At 66.1% G+C, this 18,086-nt stretch carries 10 protein-coding genes; all 10 read left to right on the plus strand.

The features are described from left to right. Positions 1-9,596, plus strand: a 9,596-nt coding sequence (locus AC1RQF_RS14530; protein ID WP_492872312.1) for a hypothetical protein, incomplete at its 5' end; no start/stop codon positions are given. Positions 9,597-9,664: 68 nt separating this feature from the next. After that, a complete protein-coding gene (locus tag AC1RQF_RS14535) occupies positions 9,665-10,393 on the plus strand; it encodes an OmpA family protein (protein ID WP_492872313.1) in 729 nt (242 codons plus the stop codon). Positions 10,394-10,690: 297 nt separating this feature from the next. Continuing rightward, entirely contained in the window at positions 10,691-11,791 is a 1,101-nt protein-coding gene (locus AC1RQF_RS14540) for a DUF2827 family protein (protein WP_273997127.1), read from the plus strand. Next, the gene (locus AC1RQF_RS14545; protein ID WP_492872314.1) at positions 11,788-12,915 is read left to right on the plus strand and encodes a DUF2827 family protein; all 1,128 of its coding nucleotides are present in this window, start codon (positions 11,788-11,790) and stop codon (positions 12,913-12,915) included. The genes AC1RQF_RS14540 and AC1RQF_RS14545 overlap by 4 nt, the downstream gene beginning before the upstream one ends. 101 nt (positions 12,916-13,016) lie before the next feature. Further along, positions 13,017-13,511, plus strand: coding sequence for a hypothetical protein (locus AC1RQF_RS14550; RefSeq protein WP_273997125.1), 495 nt, complete (start codon positions 13,017-13,019; stop codon positions 13,509-13,511). A gap of 75 nt (positions 13,512-13,586) precedes the next feature. After that, positions 13,587-13,886, plus strand: a complete 300-nt coding sequence (locus AC1RQF_RS14555) for an H-NS histone family protein (RefSeq protein WP_273997124.1) — start codon at positions 13,587-13,589, stop codon at positions 13,884-13,886. 41 nt (positions 13,887-13,927) lie between these two features. Beyond that, positions 13,928-14,404 carry a hypothetical protein gene (locus AC1RQF_RS14560; protein ID WP_492872315.1) on the plus strand — a complete coding sequence of 159 codons (477 nt, stop codon included), beginning with the start codon at positions 13,928-13,930 and terminating at the stop codon, positions 14,402-14,404. Positions 14,405-14,704: 300 nt separating this feature from the next. Beyond that, a complete protein-coding gene (locus AC1RQF_RS14565; protein WP_492872316.1) occupies positions 14,705-15,286 on the plus strand; it encodes a recombinase family protein in 582 nt (193 codons plus the stop codon). A 106-nt stretch (positions 15,287-15,392) separates the two neighbouring features. After that, positions 15,393-16,217 (plus strand): FkbM family methyltransferase, encoded by an 825-nt coding sequence (locus AC1RQF_RS14570; protein ID WP_492872317.1) that lies wholly within the window; start codon positions 15,393-15,395, stop codon positions 16,215-16,217. Positions 16,218-16,243: 26 nt separating this feature from the next. Continuing rightward, positions 16,244-17,905: a tetratricopeptide repeat protein gene (locus tag AC1RQF_RS14575; RefSeq protein WP_492872335.1), complete on the plus strand. Its 1,662-nt coding sequence runs from the start codon at positions 16,244-16,246 to the stop codon at positions 17,903-17,905. The last annotated feature ends 181 nt before the right edge of the window (positions 17,906-18,086 follow it).

Raw genomic sequence — 18,086 nt, forward strand, 5'->3', positions numbered from 1 at the left:
AGGGTCTGTCAACGGCGACGAGCTCGATCGGCTCGCTGTCGACGGGCCTGTCCACGACGAACAGCAACGTGGCCTCCTTGTCGGCGTCGACGTCGACCGGGTTGTCGACGGCAACCAGTTCGATCACATCGCTGTCGACGTCGACCTCGACCGCCATCAATGCGGTGAAGACGCACTACTACAGCGTGAACGACAACGGCACGCAGCAAGGGAACTACAACGATAACGGCGCGACGGGCATCAACGCGCTGGCGGCGGGCACGAACGCGACAGCGGCGGGCGCGAGCGCGGTGGCGGTCGGCGATGGAGCCAACGCGAATTCCGGCGGTGCGGTGGCGATCGGCCAGAATGCAACGGCGACGGGCGGCCAGGCGGTGTCGGTCGGCGTGGGCAACACGGCGAACGGCAATGGCGCGGTGGCGATCGGCGATCCGAACAGCGCGACGGGTACCGGCGCGATCGCGATGGGTGCGAACAACACGTCGAACGGCCAGGGTGCGGTGGCGCTGGGCAATGCGAACACGGCAACGGGGCAGGGTTCGGTGGCGTTGGGCAATACCTCGACGGCCAACGCGGCGGGCTCGGTGGCGATGGGTTCGGGCGCGACGGCGGCCAATGCGAACGACGTGGCGCTGGGTTCGAACTCGGTGACGGCAGCGCCGAATCCGACGGCGACAGGCACGATCGGTGGCGTGACGTACAACTACGCGGGGACGAATCCGGCGAGCGTGGTGAGCGTGGGCGCACCGGGTGCGGAACGTCAGGTGACGAACGTGGCGGCGGGCCAGGTGACGGCGACAAGCACGGATGCGATCAACGGCTCGCAGCTGTTCGCGACGAACACGGCGATCAACAGTTTGTCGACGTCCACGTCGACCGGTCTGTCGACGGCGACCAGCTCGATTGCATCGCTGTCGACCTCGACCTCCACGGGCATCACGTCGCTGTCGACCGGTTTGTCGACGACGAACAGTAACGTGGCCTCTTTGTCGACTTCCACCTCGACGGGGTTGTCGACGGCGACCAGCTCGATCGGCTCACTGTCGACGGGGCTGTCGACGACGAACAGCAACGTGGCCTCGCTGTCGACGTCGACCTCGACCGCCATCAATGCGGCGAAGACGCACTACTACAGCGTGAACGACAACGGCACGCAACAAGGGAACTACAACAACGACGGCGCGACAGGCATCAACGCGCTGGCGGCGGGCACGAACGCGACAGCGGCGGGCGCGAGCGCGGTGGCGGTCGGTGACGGGGCCAACGCGAATTCCGGCGGTGCGGTTGCGATCGGCCAGAATGCGACGGCGACAGGCGGCCAGGCGGTGTCGGTGGGCGTGAGCAACACGGCGAACGGCAACGGTGCGGTGGCGATCGGGGATCCGAACAGCGCGACCGGCACGGGTGCGGTAGCCGTTGGCGCGAACAATACGGCGAACGGGACAGGCGCGATAGCGATCGGTAACGCCAATTCGGCGGTTGGCGCGAGCGCCGTCGCGTTGGGCAATGGCACCGTGGCGAACAGCAACGGGGTGGCGATCGGTCAGGGGGCTGTTGCCACCGGAGCGAATGGCAACGTAGCGATCGGCAATTCAGTATCGGCGACCGGCACTGGTGCGATCGCGCTTGGCAATAGCGGGACCTTCACTGCCACGGCCATCGCTTCAGGCGCGGATGCATTGGCGCTTGGTAACGGCTCGACTGCGAGCGGAGCGGCAGGTTCGGTCGCTCTGGGTGCATCGGCTGTAGCCACGAATACGTTCGCGACCGCATTGGGCTCAAACGCCACTGCGTCCGGAAGCGGATCCATCGCATCCGGGCAAGGAGCGGACGCTACGGCGACCAACGCGCTGGCATTCGGTGCGGGCTCGACGGCCAACGTAGCGAACTCGGTTGCCCTGGGCTCCGGCTCGGTGACGGCAGCGGCGAACCCGACGGCGACGGGCACGGTCGGGGGCGTGACGTACAACTACGCCGGCACGACCCCGGCGAGCGTGGTGAGCGTGGGCGCGCCGGGTGCGGAACGTCAGATCACGAACGTGGCGGCGGGTGAGGTAACGGCAACGAGCACGGATGCGATCAACGGCTCGCAGCTGTTCGCGACGAATACGGCGATCAACAGTTTGTCGACGTCGACCTCGACCGGTCTGTCGACGGCGACCAGCTCGATTGCATCGCTGTCGACCTCGACCTCCACGGGCATCACGTCGCTGTCGACCGGCTTGTCGACGACGAACAGCAACGTCGCCTCATTGTCGACGTCGACCTCGACAGCGATCAATGCGGCGAAGACGCACTACTACAGCGTGAACGACAACGGCACCCAACAAGGGAACTACAACAACGACGGTGCGACGGGCATCAATGCGCTGGCGGCGGGCACGAACGCGACGGCGGCGGGTGCGAGCGCGGTGGCGGTGGGTGACGGTTCGAACGCCAGCGGTGCAGGAGCAGTCGCACTGGGTCAAAACGCAGTGGCAAGCAACGCGAACAGCGTGGCGCTGGGTTCGAACTCGGTGACGGCAGCGCCGAATCCGACGGCGACAGGCACGATCGGCGGCGTGACGTACAACTACGCGGGGACGAATCCGTCGAGCGTGGTGAGCGTGGGCGCACCGGGTGCGGAACGTCAGGTGACGAACGTGGCGGCGGGCCAGGTGACGGCGACAAGCACGGATGCGATCAACGGCTCGCAGTTGTTCGCAACGAACACGGCGATCAACAGCCTGTCGACGTCGACCTCGACCGGTCTGTCGACGGCGACGAGCTCGATCAGCTCACTGTCGACGGGGCTGTCCACGACGAACAGCACGGTCACTTCGCTGTCGACCTCGACCTCGACGGGGCTGTCGACGGCCAATAGCTCGATCGCTTCGCTGTCGACGTCGACGTCGACAGCGGTCAATGCGGCGAAGACGCACTACTACAGCGTCAACGACAACGGCACGCAACAAGGGAACTACAACAACGACGGCGCAACAGGCATCAATGCGCTGGCGGCGGGCACGAACGCGACGGCGGCGGGCGCGAGCGCGGTGGCGGTCGGTGACGGGGCCAACGCGAATTCCGGCGGCGCGGTGGCGATCGGCCAGAACGCGACGGCGACGGGCGGCCAGGCGGTGTCGGTCGGCGTGGGCAACACGGCGAACGGCAATGGCGCGGTGGCGATCGGCGATCCGAACAGCGCGACGGGTACCGGTGCGATCGCGATGGGTGCGAACAACACGTCGAACGGCCAGGGTGCGGTGGCGCTGGGCAATGCGAACACGGCAACGGGGCAGGGTTCGGTGGCGTTGGGCAATACCTCGACGGCGAACGCGGCGGGTTCGGTGGCGATGGGTTCGGGCGCGACGGCGGCCAATGCGAACGACGTGGCGCTGGGTTCGAACTCGGTGACGGCAGCGCCGAATCCGACAGCGACGGGTGCGGTCGGCGGCGTGACGTACAACTACGCCGGCACGACCCCGGCGAGCGTGGTGAGCGTGGGCGCACCGGGTGCGGAACGTCAGATCACGAACGTGGCGGCGGGTGAGGTAACGGCAACGAGCACGGATGCGATCAACGGCTCGCAGCTGTTCGCGACGAATACGGCGATCAACAGCTTGTCGACGTCCACGTCGACCGGTCTGTCGACGGCGACCAGTTCGATTGCATCGCTGTCGACCTCGACCTCCACGGGCATCACGTCGCTGTCGACGGGCTTGTCGACGACGAACAGCAACGTGGCCTCGCTGTCGACTTCGACCTCGACGGGTTTGTCGACCGCGACCAGCTCGATCGCCTCGCTGTCGACGTCGACCTCGACCGCCATCAATGCGGCGAAGACGCACTACTACAGCGTGAACGACAACGGCACGCAGCAAGGGAACTACAACAACGACGGCGCGACGGGCATCAACGCACTGGCGGCGGGCACGAACGCGACAGCGGCGGGCGCGAGCGCGGTGGCGGTCGGTGACGGGGCCAACGCGAACTCGGGCGGTGCGGTTGCGATCGGCCAGAACGCGACGGCGACGGGTGGTCAGGCGGTGTCGGTGGGCGTGAGCAACACGGCGAACGGCAACGGCGCGGTGGCGATCGGGGATCCAAACAGCGCGACCGGCACGGGTGCGGTAGCCGTTGGCGCGAACAATACGGCGAACGGGACAGGCGCGATAGCGATCGGTAACGCCAATTCGGCGGTTGGCACCAGCGCCGTCGCGTTGGGCAATGGCACGGTGGCGAGCGGCGGCGGGGTGGCGATCGGCCAGGGGGCTGTTGCCACCGGAGCGAATGGCAACGTTGCAATCGGCAGCTCGGTATCGGCGACGGGCACTGGCGCGATCGCGCTTGGTAACAGCGGGAGCTTCACTGCCACGGCCATCGCTTCAGGCGCGGACTCGTTGGCGCTTGGCAACGGATCGACCGCGAGCGGAGCGGCAGGTTCGGTTGCTCTGGGTGCGTCGGCCGTAGCCACGAATGCATTCGCGACCGCATTGGGCTCAAACGCCACCGCGTCTGGTAGCGGATCCATCGCGTCTGGGCAAGGAGCGAACGCTACGGCCACCAACGCGCTGGCATTCGGTGCGGGCTCGACGGCCAACGTAGCGAACTCGGTTGCCCTGGGCTCCGGCTCGGTGACGGCAGCGGCGAACCCGACGGCGACGGGCACGGTCGGGGGCGTGACGTACAACTACGCGGGAACGACGCCGGCCAGCGTGGTGAGCGTGGGCGCACCGGGTGCGGAGCGGCAGGTGACGAACGTGGCGGCGGGCCAGGTGACGGCGACGAGCACGGATGCGATCAACGGCTCGCAGCTGTTCGCGACGAACACGGCGATCAACAGCCTGTCGACATCGACCTCGACCGGTCTGTCGACGGCGACGAGTTCGATCGGCTCGCTGTCGACGGGTTTGTCGACGACGAACAGCTCGATCGCTTCGCTGTCGACGTCGACCTCGACCGCGGTCAATGCGGCGAAGACGCACTACTACAGCGTGAACGACAACGGCACCCAACAAGGGAACTACAACAACGACGGCGCAACAGGCATCAACGCGCTGGCGGCGGGCACGAACGCGACAGCGGCGGGTGCGAGCGCGGTGGCGGTTGGTGACGGGGCCAACGCGAACTCGGGCGGTGCGGTGGCGATCGGCCAGAACGCGACGGCGACGGGCGGCCAGGCGGTGTCGGTCGGCGTGGGTAACACGGCGAACGGTAATGGGGCCGTGGCGATCGGCGATCCGAACAGCGCGACAGGTACCGGTGCGATCGCGATGGGCGCGAACAACACGTCGAACGGCCAGGGTGCGGTGGCGCTGGGCAATGCGAACACGGCAACGGGGCAGGGTTCGGTGGCGTTGGGCAATACCTCGACGGCGAACGCGGCGGGATCGGTGGCGATGGGCTCCGGAGCGACGGCGACCAATGCGAACGACGTGGCGCTGGGTTCGAACTCGGTGACGGCAGCGCCGAATCCGACAGCGACGGGTGCAGTCGGCGGCGTGACGTACAACTACGCCGGCACGACTCCGTCGAGCGTGGTGAGCGTGGGCGCACCGGGTGCGGAACGTCAGGTGACGAACGTTGCGGCGGGCCAGGTGACGGCGACGAGCACGGATGCGATCAATGGCTCGCAGCTGTTCGCGACGAACACGGCGATCAACAGCCTGTCGACGTCGACCTCGACCGGTTTGTCGACGGCGACGAGCTCGATCAGCTCGCTGTCGACCGGCTTGTCGACGACGAACAGCAACGTGGCTTCGTTGTCGACCTCCACGTCGACGGGCCTGTCGACGGCGACCAGCTCGATCGCCTCGCTGTCGACGTCGACCTCGACCGCGGTCAATGCGGCGAAGACGCACTACTACAGCGTGAACGACAACGGCACGCAGCAAGGGAACTACAACAACGACGGCGCAACAGGCATCAACGCGCTGGCGGCGGGCACGAACGCGACAGCGGCGGGTGCGAGCGCGGTGGCGGTTGGTGATGGAGCCAACGCGAACTCGGGCGGTGCGGTGGCGATCGGCCAGAACGCGACGGCGACGGGCGGCCAGGCGGTGTCGGTCGGCGTGGGTAACACGGCGAACGGTAATGGGGCCGTGGCGATCGGCGATCCGAACAGCGCGACAGGTACCGGTGCGATCGCGATGGGTGCGAACAACACGTCGAACGGCCAGGGTGCGGTGGCGCTGGGCAATGCGAACACGGCAACGGGGCAGGGTTCGGTGGCGTTGGGCAATACATCGACGGCGAACGCGGCGGGATCGGTGGCGATGGGCTCCGGAGCGACGGCGACCAATGCGAACGACGTGGCGCTGGGTTCGAACTCGGTGACGGCAGCGCCGAATCCGACAGCGACGGGTGCAGTCGGCGGCGTGACGTACAACTACGCCGGCACGACTCCGTCGAGCGTGGTGAGCGTGGGCGCACCGGGTGCGGAACGTCAGGTGACGAACGTTGCGGCGGGCCAGGTGACGGCGACGAGCACGGATGCGATCAACGGCTCGCAGCTGTTCGCGACGAACACGGCGATCAACAGCCTGTCGACGTCGACCTCGACCGGTTTGTCGACGGCGACGAGCTCGATCAGCTCGCTGTCGACTGGCTTGTCGACGACGAACAGCAACGTGGCCTCGTTGTCGACCTCCACGTCGACGGGCCTGTCGACGGCGACCAGCTCGATCGCCTCGCTGTCGACGTCGACCTCGACCGCGGTCAATGCGGCGAAGACGCACTACTACAGCGTGAACGACAACGGCACCCAACAAGGGAACTACAACAACGACGGCGCAACAGGCATCAACGCCCTGGCGGCGGGCACGAACGCGACAGCGGCGGGCGCGAGCGCGGTGGCGGTCGGCGACGGGGCCAACGCGAACTCGGGCGGCGCGGTTGCGATCGGCCAGAACGCGACGGCGACGGGCGGCCAGGCGGTGTCGATCGGCGTGGGCAACACGGCGAACGGCGACGGCGCGGTGGCGATCGGCGATCCGAACAGCGCGACGGGCACTGGCGCGATCGCGATGGGTGCGAACAACACGTCGAACGGCCAGGGTGCGGTGGCGCTGGGCAATGCGAACACGGCGACGGGCCAGGGCTCGGTGGCGTTGGGCAATACCTCGACGGCGAACGCGGCGGGCTCGGTGGCGGTGGGTTCAGGCGCGACGGCGACCAACGCGAACGACGTGGCGCTGGGTTCGAACTCGGTGACGGCGGCAGCGAATGCGACGGCGACGGGTGCGGTCGGCGGCGTGACGTACAACTACGCCGGCACGACCCCGGCGAGCGTGGTGAGCGTGGGCGCGCCAGGTGCGGAACGTCAGATCACGAACGTGGCGGCGGGTGAGGTAACGGCAACGAGCACGGATGCGCTCAACGGTTCGCAGCTGTTCGCGACGAACACGGCGATCAACAGCCTGTCGACGTCGACCTCGACCGGTCTGTCGACGGCGACGAGCTCGATCAGCTCGCTGTCGACCGGCTTGTCGACGACGAACAGCAACGTGGCCTCGCTGTCGACTTCGACCTCGACGGGGTTGTCGACCGCGACCAGCTCGATCGGCTCGTTGTCGACGGGGCTGTCGACGACGAACAGCAACGTGGCCTCGCTGTCGACCTCGACTTCGACGGGGCTGTCGACCGCGACCAGTTCCATCGGTTCGCTGTCGACCGGCTTGTCCACCACCAACAGCACGGTGGCGTCGTTGTCGACCTCGACCTCGACGGGCATCGGTTCGCTCTCGACGGGCCTGTCGACGGCGAACAGCTCGATCACCTCGCTGTCGACCTCGACCTCGACCGCCATCAATGCGGCGAAGACGCACTACTACAGCGTGAACGACAACGGCACGCAGCAAGGGAACTACAACAACGACGGCGCAACGGGCATCAACGCCCTGGCGGCGGGCACGAACGCGACAGCGGCGGGCGCGAGCGCGGTGGCGGTTGGTGATGGAGCCAACGCTAGCTCGGGCGGCGCGGTTGCGATCGGCCAGAACGCGACGGCGACGGGCGGCCAGGCGGTGTCGATCGGCGTGGGCAACACGGCGAACGGCGACGGCGCGGTGGCGATCGGCGATCCGAACACCGCAACCGGCACGGGCGCGATCGCGATGGGCGCGAACAACACGTCGAACGGTCAGGGCGCGGTGGCGCTGGGCAACGCGAACACGGCGATTGGGCAGGGTTCGGTGGCGCTCGGCAATACCTCGACGGCCAACGGCGCGGGCTCGGTGGCGATGGGCTCCGGCGCGGTGGCAAACAACCCGAACGACGTGGCGCTGGGTTCCAACTCGGTGACGGCGGCCGCGAATCCGATGGCGACCGCGACGATCAACGGCACGACCTACACGCTGGCCGGCACGACGCCGGCGAGCGTGGTGAGTGTGGGCGCGCCGGGCGCGGAACGCCAGATCACGAACGTCGCGGCGGGCCGAGTGAGTGCGACGAGCACGGATGCGGTCAACGGTTCGCAGCTGTACGCCACCGATCAGGCGGTCGATTCGCTCGGCAACACCGTGAACAACATCACCAACGGCGCGGGCATCAAGTACTTCCACGCGAATTCGACGCTGCCCGACAGTCAGGCGCTGGGGTTGAACAGCGTCGCGATCGGCCCGAACGCGGTGGCGAACAATGCCGGCGACGTGGCCCTGGGCTACGGCTCGACGACGGCGGCCGCCAATCCGACGGCCAGTACGACGATCGGCGGCGTCACCTACACCTTCGCCGGAACCACGCCGGCGAGCGTGGTGAGCGTGGGGGCGCCGGGCGCGGAGCGGCAGATCACGAATGTCGCGGCGGGCCAGGTGAGCTCGTCGAGCACGGATGCGATCAACGGTTCGCAGCTGTATTCGACGATCCAGGCGATCAGCAGCCTGTCGACGAGCCAGAGTACCGACATCTCGCAGTTCACGTCACTGTCGACGTCGATCAGCAGGTTGTCGACCTCGACCGTGTCGACCGGGCCCAGCAGCCACTACTACAGCGTGAACGACAACGGCGCGCAGCAAGGGAACTACAACAACGACGGTGCGACGGGCCTCAACGCCCTGGCCGTCGGTACGAACGCCGCAGCTTCCGGCGCGAACGGCGTGGCGCTCGGCAACGGCGCGAGCGCGAACTCGGACGGCGGCACGGTGATCGGCGCGAGCGCGGTGGTGTCCGCCGCGAGCGGCACGGCGATCGGCCAGGGCGCGACTGCCTCGGCGGCCGGCGCGGTGGCGATCGGCGCGAACTCGGTGGCGAACCAGGCCAATACCGTATCGGTCGGCGCGCCCGGCAGCGAGCGCCGCATCACCAATGTCGCGGCGGGCGTGAACCCGACCGACGCGGTGAACGTGTCCCAGCTGGGGGCCTTGCAAACGACGGTGAACAACGTCGCACGCACGGCGTACTCGGGTATCGCGGCGGCGACCGCGTTGACGATGATCCCGGAAGTCGACGCCGGCAAGACGATCGCGGTCGGTATCGGCGGCGGCAGCTACCAGGGCTACAGCGCGGTGGCGATCGGCTTCACGGCGCGCCTGACGGACAACCTCAAGCTGAAGGGTGGGGTGAGCGGCAGCAGCGCCGGCTACACGTACGGCATTGGCGCGGGTTACCAGTGGTGATGCGCGGCGCGTCCGGATGCGGATCGGTCCGGACGCGCCGCACTTCACCGAATCCGGATGCGGATCGGATGCGGATCGTCAAAGACAGAAAGAGGGACATCATGTTCAACGCAAAACAAGCAGTGCTGCTGGGCGCGATGGCGCTCGTGGGTTGCACGACCTCCTCGGGCCCGACGTACACCCGCTACGCGGTGTCGATGCCGAACGGCGCGCAGGCGTATCGGGTCACCTGCTATGGGTTGCTGGAAGGCCCCGGTTCCTGCCGCAAGGCAGCGGAGGCGGTCTGCAAGGACCAGCCTGTCAGGGTACTGGAGGGGCAGTCGTTGCTGGGCGCCATGTCCGGGGGGCAGGCTGACGACCGGAACCTGCTGTTCCAATGCGGCGCGCCGCAGGCGGCGCCCGCGCCCGTCGCTCCCGCGCCCGTCGCGCCGATGCCGCCGATGCCGCCGGCCGTCACGACGCTGGGCGCCGACGCGAACTTCGACACGGCGCAGGCCAGCCTGACGCCGGCCGCCCGCGCGCGGCTGGATCAACTGATCGACGAGGCGCGCGGCGTCTCGATCCGGACGGTGACGGTCAACGGCTATACCGATTCGGTCGGCTCGGACGCCTATAACCTGGATCTGTCGGAACGCCGGGCCCAGACGGTGCGGGCCTATCTGCAAGACCATGGCTTGAAGGCCGGCACGTTCGTCGGCCGCGGTTATGGCAAGGCCGATCCGGTCGATTCGAATGAAACAGCGGCCGGGCGGGCGAGCAATCGCCGGGTCGACGTCCTGCTCGACATCGACAGATAACAATCTGAAGACACGAAGGAAATAAGTTGTACCAGGGAGTGATTCACCGGGAGTCGAGTGCTCGTTGCGTGACGAACATCTTCCTCGGCCTGTTCGTCCGATGGGTGGGATTTTCGTGGGAGGGCCGTCATTTCCCCGGTGTCGGCCTTTTTTTTTAGTTGTTCGGTTTCTCGTGTCGCTGTGCCGGCGGCAGGGATGAAGCATCCGACAGGCTGGAAATGATGCATCGAGGGACCGGGATGACACGGTGCGAATGTGATGGGAGCGCTCGGAAGAGCGGGCAATAACGTGATGCGAGTGGGTATCTCCGTCGTGGCTCGTGCAGGCCAGCCGGCCTGGGACAGCGGTCTTGTCCAGCACGTGGTCGTCCTGGCAAAACTGCTGCGCAAGCTGCCGTTCGTGAAGGATCTCATGCTGTTTTGCAATCGCGATCAGGCCCGGCTTCTCGACGACGCGCAGCGCGCCACCCTCGGCTTGATGGTGCTGCCGCCGCGCGATGCGACGAACCTGGTCGATTTCGTGATCGATATGACAGGCGGACTGGAAGCCGAATGGCTCGACTACCTCGGTGCGCTCGACAAGACGCGGGTGTTGTTTCACCGCGAGGCGCCGGGCTCGTCGCCATTCGGGGGGAAGTTGGAAACCCTCGTCGCGAAGCGGTACGACGAAATCTGGGTGCTGCCCGACGATCTGCCGTCGCTGTCGATGCTCATGGCGTGGTACCGCTGCGCCGCGCACGCCGTGCCCCCGTTGTGGTGTGCGCAGCGTGTCGCGAAGGACGATCGGCCTGATTCGGACTACGCGCCGGGCAGGTCGCGGCGTGCGGCGTCGCGATCGCTGCGCGTCGCGATCTTCCGCTCCGAAGCCATGCAACCCGAGGCGTGCGCCGCCGCGATGCTGATCTGCGAACTGGCCAACGCGGCGGATCCTGCGGTGATCGACGAGATGCACGTCGTCAACGGGATCGAACTGGGGAACGGCGCTCGCGGCGCTTCATTCATGCAATCCCTCGGCCTCTATCATCAGGACCGGATCTGCCTGCATCCCGAGCGCGAGTTCGTGGGATTCATGGGCCGGTACGCGGATGCGCTGGTTTCGCATCACGACTGCTACGAACGCATCGATGTGCTGCTCGACGCGCTTTATGCCGGCTATCCGCTCGTTCACGACCGCCGTTGGTTGATCGATGTGGGGTATTACTACCCCGACGCGGATTTTGCCGAGGGTGCCGCCTGCCTGCTGGAAGCCGCGTATCACCACGACCATCTATGCGACTTGTATCTGCGGCGCACGCGCGCCTTCCTGCAGCGCCTGGATCCCGAGACGCCCCGTAATTGCGCGGCCTACGCCGCGCGGTTGCTGCAGGCGAGCGGTGGCCGTCACGGGGGGGCGCCATGAACGCCTCCAGGCTCCTGAAGGTGGGCGTCGCCGTTCCGTCCGGCGACGCCGACGAGACGGTCGCCCGCATGCGGACGCACCAGCACGGTCGCTTCGTTGCGATGCTGTTGACGCTGGCGCCTGCGATCGAGGCGGTTTGGCTGATCTGCGACGGAGCCGGCGAGGCGTGCGAGGAATTCGCCGTCCCGCTGCTGGACCTGACCACGGCCTGGGCCTCGCTCGACGTCGTGATCGAGTTGAGCGGCCAATTGCCGCCCGCCTGGATACGTGCGTTCCAGGCGCGGGGCGGGCGCGTCGTCGGCTTGGCCTCCGTGGCCGGCTGCATGGTCGAAGCGGATGGGGCGGCGCCGCGGTTTCCGAATGGCCTGCTCGCGTCCGGCGCGTCGTACGACGCCATCTGGACACCGCGCGGGTTGGAGTACTCCTGTCGTCGTTATTTCGAAACCGAGTTGCGGGTGCCGGTCACCGTGATTCCAGAGATCTGGAGTCCGGAATGGTTCGAGCACGCGTCGCGCATGACCGGCGAGGACGGCGCGTTTCATTATCGGCCGGGCCGCGGACACTGGCGGCTGGCGATCCTGGCGCCGAGCGGCCGGTCCGTCGAGACGCCCTGCGCGTCGATGCTGGTGGCCGATCTCGCGCATCGGCAGGATCCGCATTTCATCGACAGCCTGCATATCTATGGCGCGCAGTCGCTCGGCGAGACCTTCCGGACCGCCGGATTTGCCGGAAACCTGGATTTGAACCGACACGGCATCCTGACTTTCGAGTCGTGCCAGCCCGTCGACGAGATATTGACGTGCCATGCGGATGCGGTCGTCTCTAACCAGCGCGCCGGCGTTCAGGACTACGCCTATTACGAGATTCTTTACGGGGGCTATCCGCTGGTCCACTGCTCCGACCTCCTGGGCTCGTGCGGATATCGCTACCTGGAGTCCGACTGCGAGGACGGCGCATTGGCGTTGCGGCGCGCCTTCGCCGAACACGATCTGGAACTGGACGGCTACCTGGCGAGCGTTCGCGACTTGCTGGCCGAACTGGATCCGGCGGCGCAGCCCAATGTGGACGCCTATGACGCCGCGATCGAGGGGCTTCAGCACGGTGTCCGGGGAAGCTGTCACTGATGGCACAGCCGAACCGCGGACATTGGTTTCACCTGCCCCGGTTGGCGTCGGCCGTTGCGCTCGTCTTGCCGGCGGCAGGGTTCGCACAGCCGCGTCAGGCCATGGCAGGCGAGCCGGAATCGATGCTGCCGCCCGCGACGCCGCCGGCCGCCACGGTGTTGGCGAGGGCGGTGCAGGCGGTCGGGATCCGGCGCTGCTATCCGGCTGTCGACCAAGTGTCGGGCCGCATGTTCGCGAATACGCGACACGCCGATGTGGCGCTCGACTGGGACCGCGGCGATCCGGGCGGCGAACCGCTGTTCGCGCTGCCGGGGCCGGAGTATGCGGATGCGTCGGCCGTGTTGTCGCTGACCACGGTACCGGCACCGAGCGGCGGCTGCACGATCCTGGTCGAGCGGATCTCGAACGCGCCGATGCCGTGCAGGGAGGTCGCGCGCTCGGAACTGCCCGGTTATCGCGCCACGCCGTTCGTGAAGGCGGTGACGGTCTTTACGGCGCCGAGCCGGCGCTGCGAGACGGTCACGCCGGTCGATGCGCCGCAAGCGTGCCTGATCGCGCGACGGCAGGTGCAGTACCGCTGGGGTGCCGCGCAATGATGAGACACAGCGAACACAGATACAAAAAGGCCAATGGGTAATGAGGAGTCTAGGGGTGTCAACGAGGGATGTGCGATGAAAACCTATAACGAATTGCTGGAACAGTTCAACAAGCTGAAGAAGGAGATCGATGCCGCACGGGAGCAGGAAGCCCAGCTGATTGCCCGGCGGGTCCTGGCGTTGCTGGAAGACAGCGGCGTGGACATCCAGGATCTGCTGCAGGGCCGTCGGCCGGGGCGGCGTGTGGGCAGCCGGGTCGAACCGAAATACTGGAACCCCGACACGGGCGCGACCTGGTCGGGCCGGGGACGCATGCCCAGCTGGCTGGCCGGGCAGGACCTCAAGCGCTTCCTGATTCATCAAGAGGATGAATAGGTTCATTAATGGCTTTTTGTAAACTTGTAAAATAAAGCTAAATGGCCAAGGAAACAGAAAATAGATTTTCCGTAAAAATAAGCGCGTATTGCAGGGAGACGTTGCATCGCGCGATATGGAAATCACCTAATGGTTTTGTCGCGGTCTACGTGCATGCCGACGATTGCGAGATCGCGCGGAAGCGGCTCGCTGCCGCCCTCGGCTGCCTGGGCCTGGATCAGGCCGGCACCATCGATCTCGGCGAGGTGCATTCCTATGCGGAACTGCTCCGGATCGGCACCAGCGAATGCGAACCACTGCGTATTTTCGAGGCTGGGAGCGCGGGAGACGCGGCGGTCGAGTGGGTCGAACGACCGCTGTTCCTCAGTATCGATCAGACCTTGATCGCGCAATGGGTGATGCTGCTGATGCATCGGGTTCGGCTCGCTGCGCTGGCAGTTGCTTCTGTCGAGGGAGAGCAGGAGGAAGGGGAGGAGAGGCGGAGGCCTGTGCCGAAGGCCGGGAAAAAGCGATTCTGAAGAAATAGTAATGGGGTGAAGATGGTGTGAAAAATATAGCAGTTGAATGCATCGAGTTGTTCTGTGGATTTCTATCGAATATATGGTTTATGCTGATTCAATATTAACACTTTAATGCAATCTTACAATTATTTTAATATAGGATAAAAGTGACGCGGGATTGAAATATTACATTGACAATGGTCTGGTGAATCGGCTGGCTGGCGAGCAATCGAATCGTATGAAATACGCGTCGAAGCTGATTTTTCTTGCGCAGGGGACCTGAGAGACGTCTCTCCATTTAATGGGTTGGGAGGAGTCGTGAAGGTTGGCTATGCGCGCGTATCAACGGAAGAGCAGCATCTGGACCTCCAGACCTCGGCTTTGCAGGCTTATGGATGCGATGTCATTTTCTCCGACCAGGGTATTTCGGGGGCTTGCTTTGATCGGCCGGGGCTCAAGGAAGCGCTCGAGGCGGCGACGGACGGCAGTACGCTGGTCGTCTGGCGCCTGGATCGGCTGGGGCGCTCGCTCAGCCATCTGATTTCCGTTATCGCGCAGCTCGGCGACGCGGGTGTTCAGTTCGTGTCGCTCACGGAGTGCATCGACACGCGCTCGCCCGTCGGCCGCTTCACCTTCCACATGATCGGTGCGCTGGCGGAATTCGAGCGCGCATTGATCAGCGAACGGACCCGGGCCGGACTCACGAGTGCGAGACTTCGCGGCAGCAAGCTCGGGCGTCCGTTTGCGCTGTCCGCGGAAGATCAGTTCCGGGCGAGGGTCCTGCTGAGCACGTTCTCGGAGCCGGAGGTGGCGGCCATCCTTTGTGTTCACGTTCGAACCTTGCGCCGGTACCTCCGGAGCGAGCATGATCCATCCGTCGGCGAAGAGATGAAGGGGTGAATTCACAGCGGGCCAGTCATCGTTTATATTCCTCGAAGCGATCGCCGCGACATTTCCTGCGGTTCCGTCGCGCGAGCGTTCCTTGACTATCAATGTGAGTAGCCGAATGGTGCAAGCCACAGAACCCTACGTTCTCGTCGACACGCGATATGGGCCGATGCTTGCGAACCGCCGCGATGCATACATTGGTCGTGCATTGATCGAATACGGCGAGTATTCCGAGCTTGAAACGCAGTTCCTCCGGCAGTTGATCGACCGTAGCGGCACGATCGTGGAAGTCGGCGCCAACATCGGCAGCCAGACCGTCGCGCTGGCCAAGGCCGCCAGGGCGGCAGGCGGCGATGTCGTCGCCATCGAACCGCAACCCTTCGTATTCCAGAACCTGTGCGCCAATCTGGCGCTGAACGCCCTGGACAATGTGACGGCCTGGCCTGTCGCCTGTGCCGCTCAGGCGGGTACGGTGTGGTTTGAGCGACAGGATTACCAACGCCCGGGCAACTTCGGCGGCGTGTCGGTTCAGGCAGATGCGATGGCGGGCGGTATCCAGGTGCCCAGCGTCAGGCTTGACGACCTGTTGCGTGGGCGGAACGTCCGCCTCATCAAGGTGGATGTCGAAGGGTTCGAATTGCAGGTGCTGCAGGGGGCTGCGGAGACGCTCGCAAACAATCGGCCCATCCTGTATGTCGAGAATGATCGGGTCGCTCAATCCGCCTCGCTGATCGAATACCTGTGGGGGCAGGGTTATCGGCTGTGGTGGCACATCACTTCGCTCTTCAATCCGCAAAACTTCCGGGCCAACGCCGACAACTGCTATCCGCGACTGTCTTCGTTCAATATGGTTGGCGTGCCGCAGGAATTGGACTTGACGTTCCAAGACTGCGAGCAAGTCGTGGACGCGGCGGCTCATCCTCTGGCGGGGCGTCAGCCTTAGCCTGCCGCCAGCACTGCGCCATGACGATGAGTTCAGATCACGCCGGCAGCATGAAGCCCGATACTGCCCTCACCACGGCGCCGGGGCTGCTGCAACCGTTCCTGGCGTTCCTGCGTCACGCCGCGGCGGCGCAGGAGAACGGGCGCTCGGAGGCGCGATCGATCTGGCTGCAGGCAGCCGCGCATCTCCACGGCATCGACGACGATGCGCTCGCTGCGCTCAGATTCGCGCTGGTCGAGCAGCGGCGATATCCGGAGGCCATCATGCTGGCCGATGCGGTGGTTCGGCTTCGACCGGATGCCGCTGCCGCCCGGTTTCATCTCGGGTATGTGCTGCAACTGGCGAACCGTCACCGCGATGCGCTGGCGCACTATCGCCATGCCATGACGATCGATCCTGATTTTCCGCTGCTCAAGAACAACCTCGCCGCCGCGCTCCGGGCTGCCGGCGGCGATCTCGACGAGGCGCTGGAACTGCTCGAGAGCGCTGCCGAGGCGCAACCGCTGAATGCCATGGCGTGGATCAATCTTGCGACGGCGAGGCGCGATCACCTGGACCTCGACGGGGCGCTGGACGCGGGATTCCGCTCCGTGGAACTGGCGCCTGACGATGCCCAGGCGCTGAGTAATCTCGCACTCGTCCTCAAGGAGGCTCAGCGTTGGGACGAGGCTGAACACTATGCCAGGCTCGCATACGAGCGCGCTCCGTGCGACCCGGCGATGCGTTTGAACCTGGCGTTGCTGTATCTGATGCGCGGCAACCACACCGCGGGCTGGCGCGAGCATGAAGCGCGGTGGGAGGGTTCCGCCGAACTGCGCGGAGCCCGTCCCGTGTTTCCCAAGCCGCAGTGGCAGGGGGAATCGCTTGCCGGCAAGACCGTGCTGGTCTGGGGCGAACAGGGGATGGGCGACCTCTTGCAGTTCTGCCGCTACATCCCGATGCTGGCGGCCCGTGTGCATCGTGAAGGCGGCCGCGTGATCTGGAATTCGTTCCCGCAGATGGGCGCGCTGCTGTCGCGCAGCCTCGGCAAGTACGTCGACGGGTATACGGCGGGAGGCGGCGTCGATTCGCTGCCGCCGTTCGACTACGAGATTCCGCTGCTCAGTCTTCCCCTCGTGCTGGGCGTGGACGACGAGACGCTCTCGTCGACGATCCCTTATCTGCGGCCGGACGCCGCCGCGCGCGCCGCGTGGCGCACCCGCCTCGCGGGCGAAAAGCGGCTCAAGGTCGGACTGGCATGGACCGGCAACATCAGGCACCAGCGCAATCCGTTCCGCCGCGTGGGTTGGGAGCGCTATGCCGACCGGTTCCGTGACATCGACGGCGTGGCATTCTATTCGTTGCAGCCGGGCGCCGCGGATGACGTTTCCGCCGCGCGGGCAGCCGGCCTGGCGATGACCGACCATACCGCCGGGTTCGCGACCTTCGACGACACGGCGGCATTCATCGGCGAACTCGATCTCGTCATCACGATCTGCACGTCGGTGGCGCATCTGAGCGGCGCGCTCGGCCAGCGCACCTGGGTGCTGCTCGACGTCAATCCACACTGGCCTTGGCTGCTCGGGCGGCGCGACAGCCCCTGGTATCCGAACACCGTCCTGTATCGGCAACGGTCGTTTGCCCAGTGGGACGCCGTGCTCGATGAAGTCGCGCGCGATCTGGGGGCACTCGCGCGTCGGCGCGGATAAGCCGCCACGCCTCTTCGTGGCGCGACCGGCACGCGATGCGTGAGACGTCAAGGGCGTCGTCTTGCGGGCGCATTCGTCCCGTTCGCGTCGATCTTGCTACGCCTCGAGCCTGGGCGGGTTCGCGGACATCCTGCAAATCGCGAATTCGCACGTGCGCCGGCAGCACGGCGACGCCGCTTCG

The organism is Burkholderia sp. GW821-FHT14F03 (genome assembly GCF_058803765.1).

Excerpts from the sequence above, each read along its gene's own strand:
- AC1RQF_RS14570 (WP_492872317.1), top strand. The coding sequence starts at position 15,393 with ATGGTGCAAGCCACAGAACCCTACGTTCTCGTCGACACGCGATATGGG.
- AC1RQF_RS14575 (WP_492872335.1), top strand. The coding sequence starts at position 16,244 with ATGAGTTCAGATCACGCCGGCAGCATGAAGCCCGATACTGCCCTCACC.
- AC1RQF_RS14545 (WP_492872314.1), top strand. The coding sequence starts at position 11,788 with ATGAACGCCTCCAGGCTCCTGAAGGTGGGCGTCGCCGTTCCGTCCGGC.
- AC1RQF_RS14555 (WP_273997124.1), top strand. The coding sequence starts at position 13,587 with ATGAAAACCTATAACGAATTGCTGGAACAGTTCAACAAGCTGAAGAAG.
- AC1RQF_RS14550 (WP_273997125.1), top strand. The coding sequence starts at position 13,017 with ATGGCAGGCGAGCCGGAATCGATGCTGCCGCCCGCGACGCCGCCGGCC.
- AC1RQF_RS14560 (WP_492872315.1), top strand. The coding sequence starts at position 13,928 with ATGGCCAAGGAAACAGAAAATAGATTTTCCGTAAAAATAAGCGCGTAT.
- AC1RQF_RS14535 (WP_492872313.1), top strand. The coding sequence starts at position 9,665 with ATGCGGATCGTCAAAGACAGAAAGAGGGACATCATGTTCAACGCAAAA.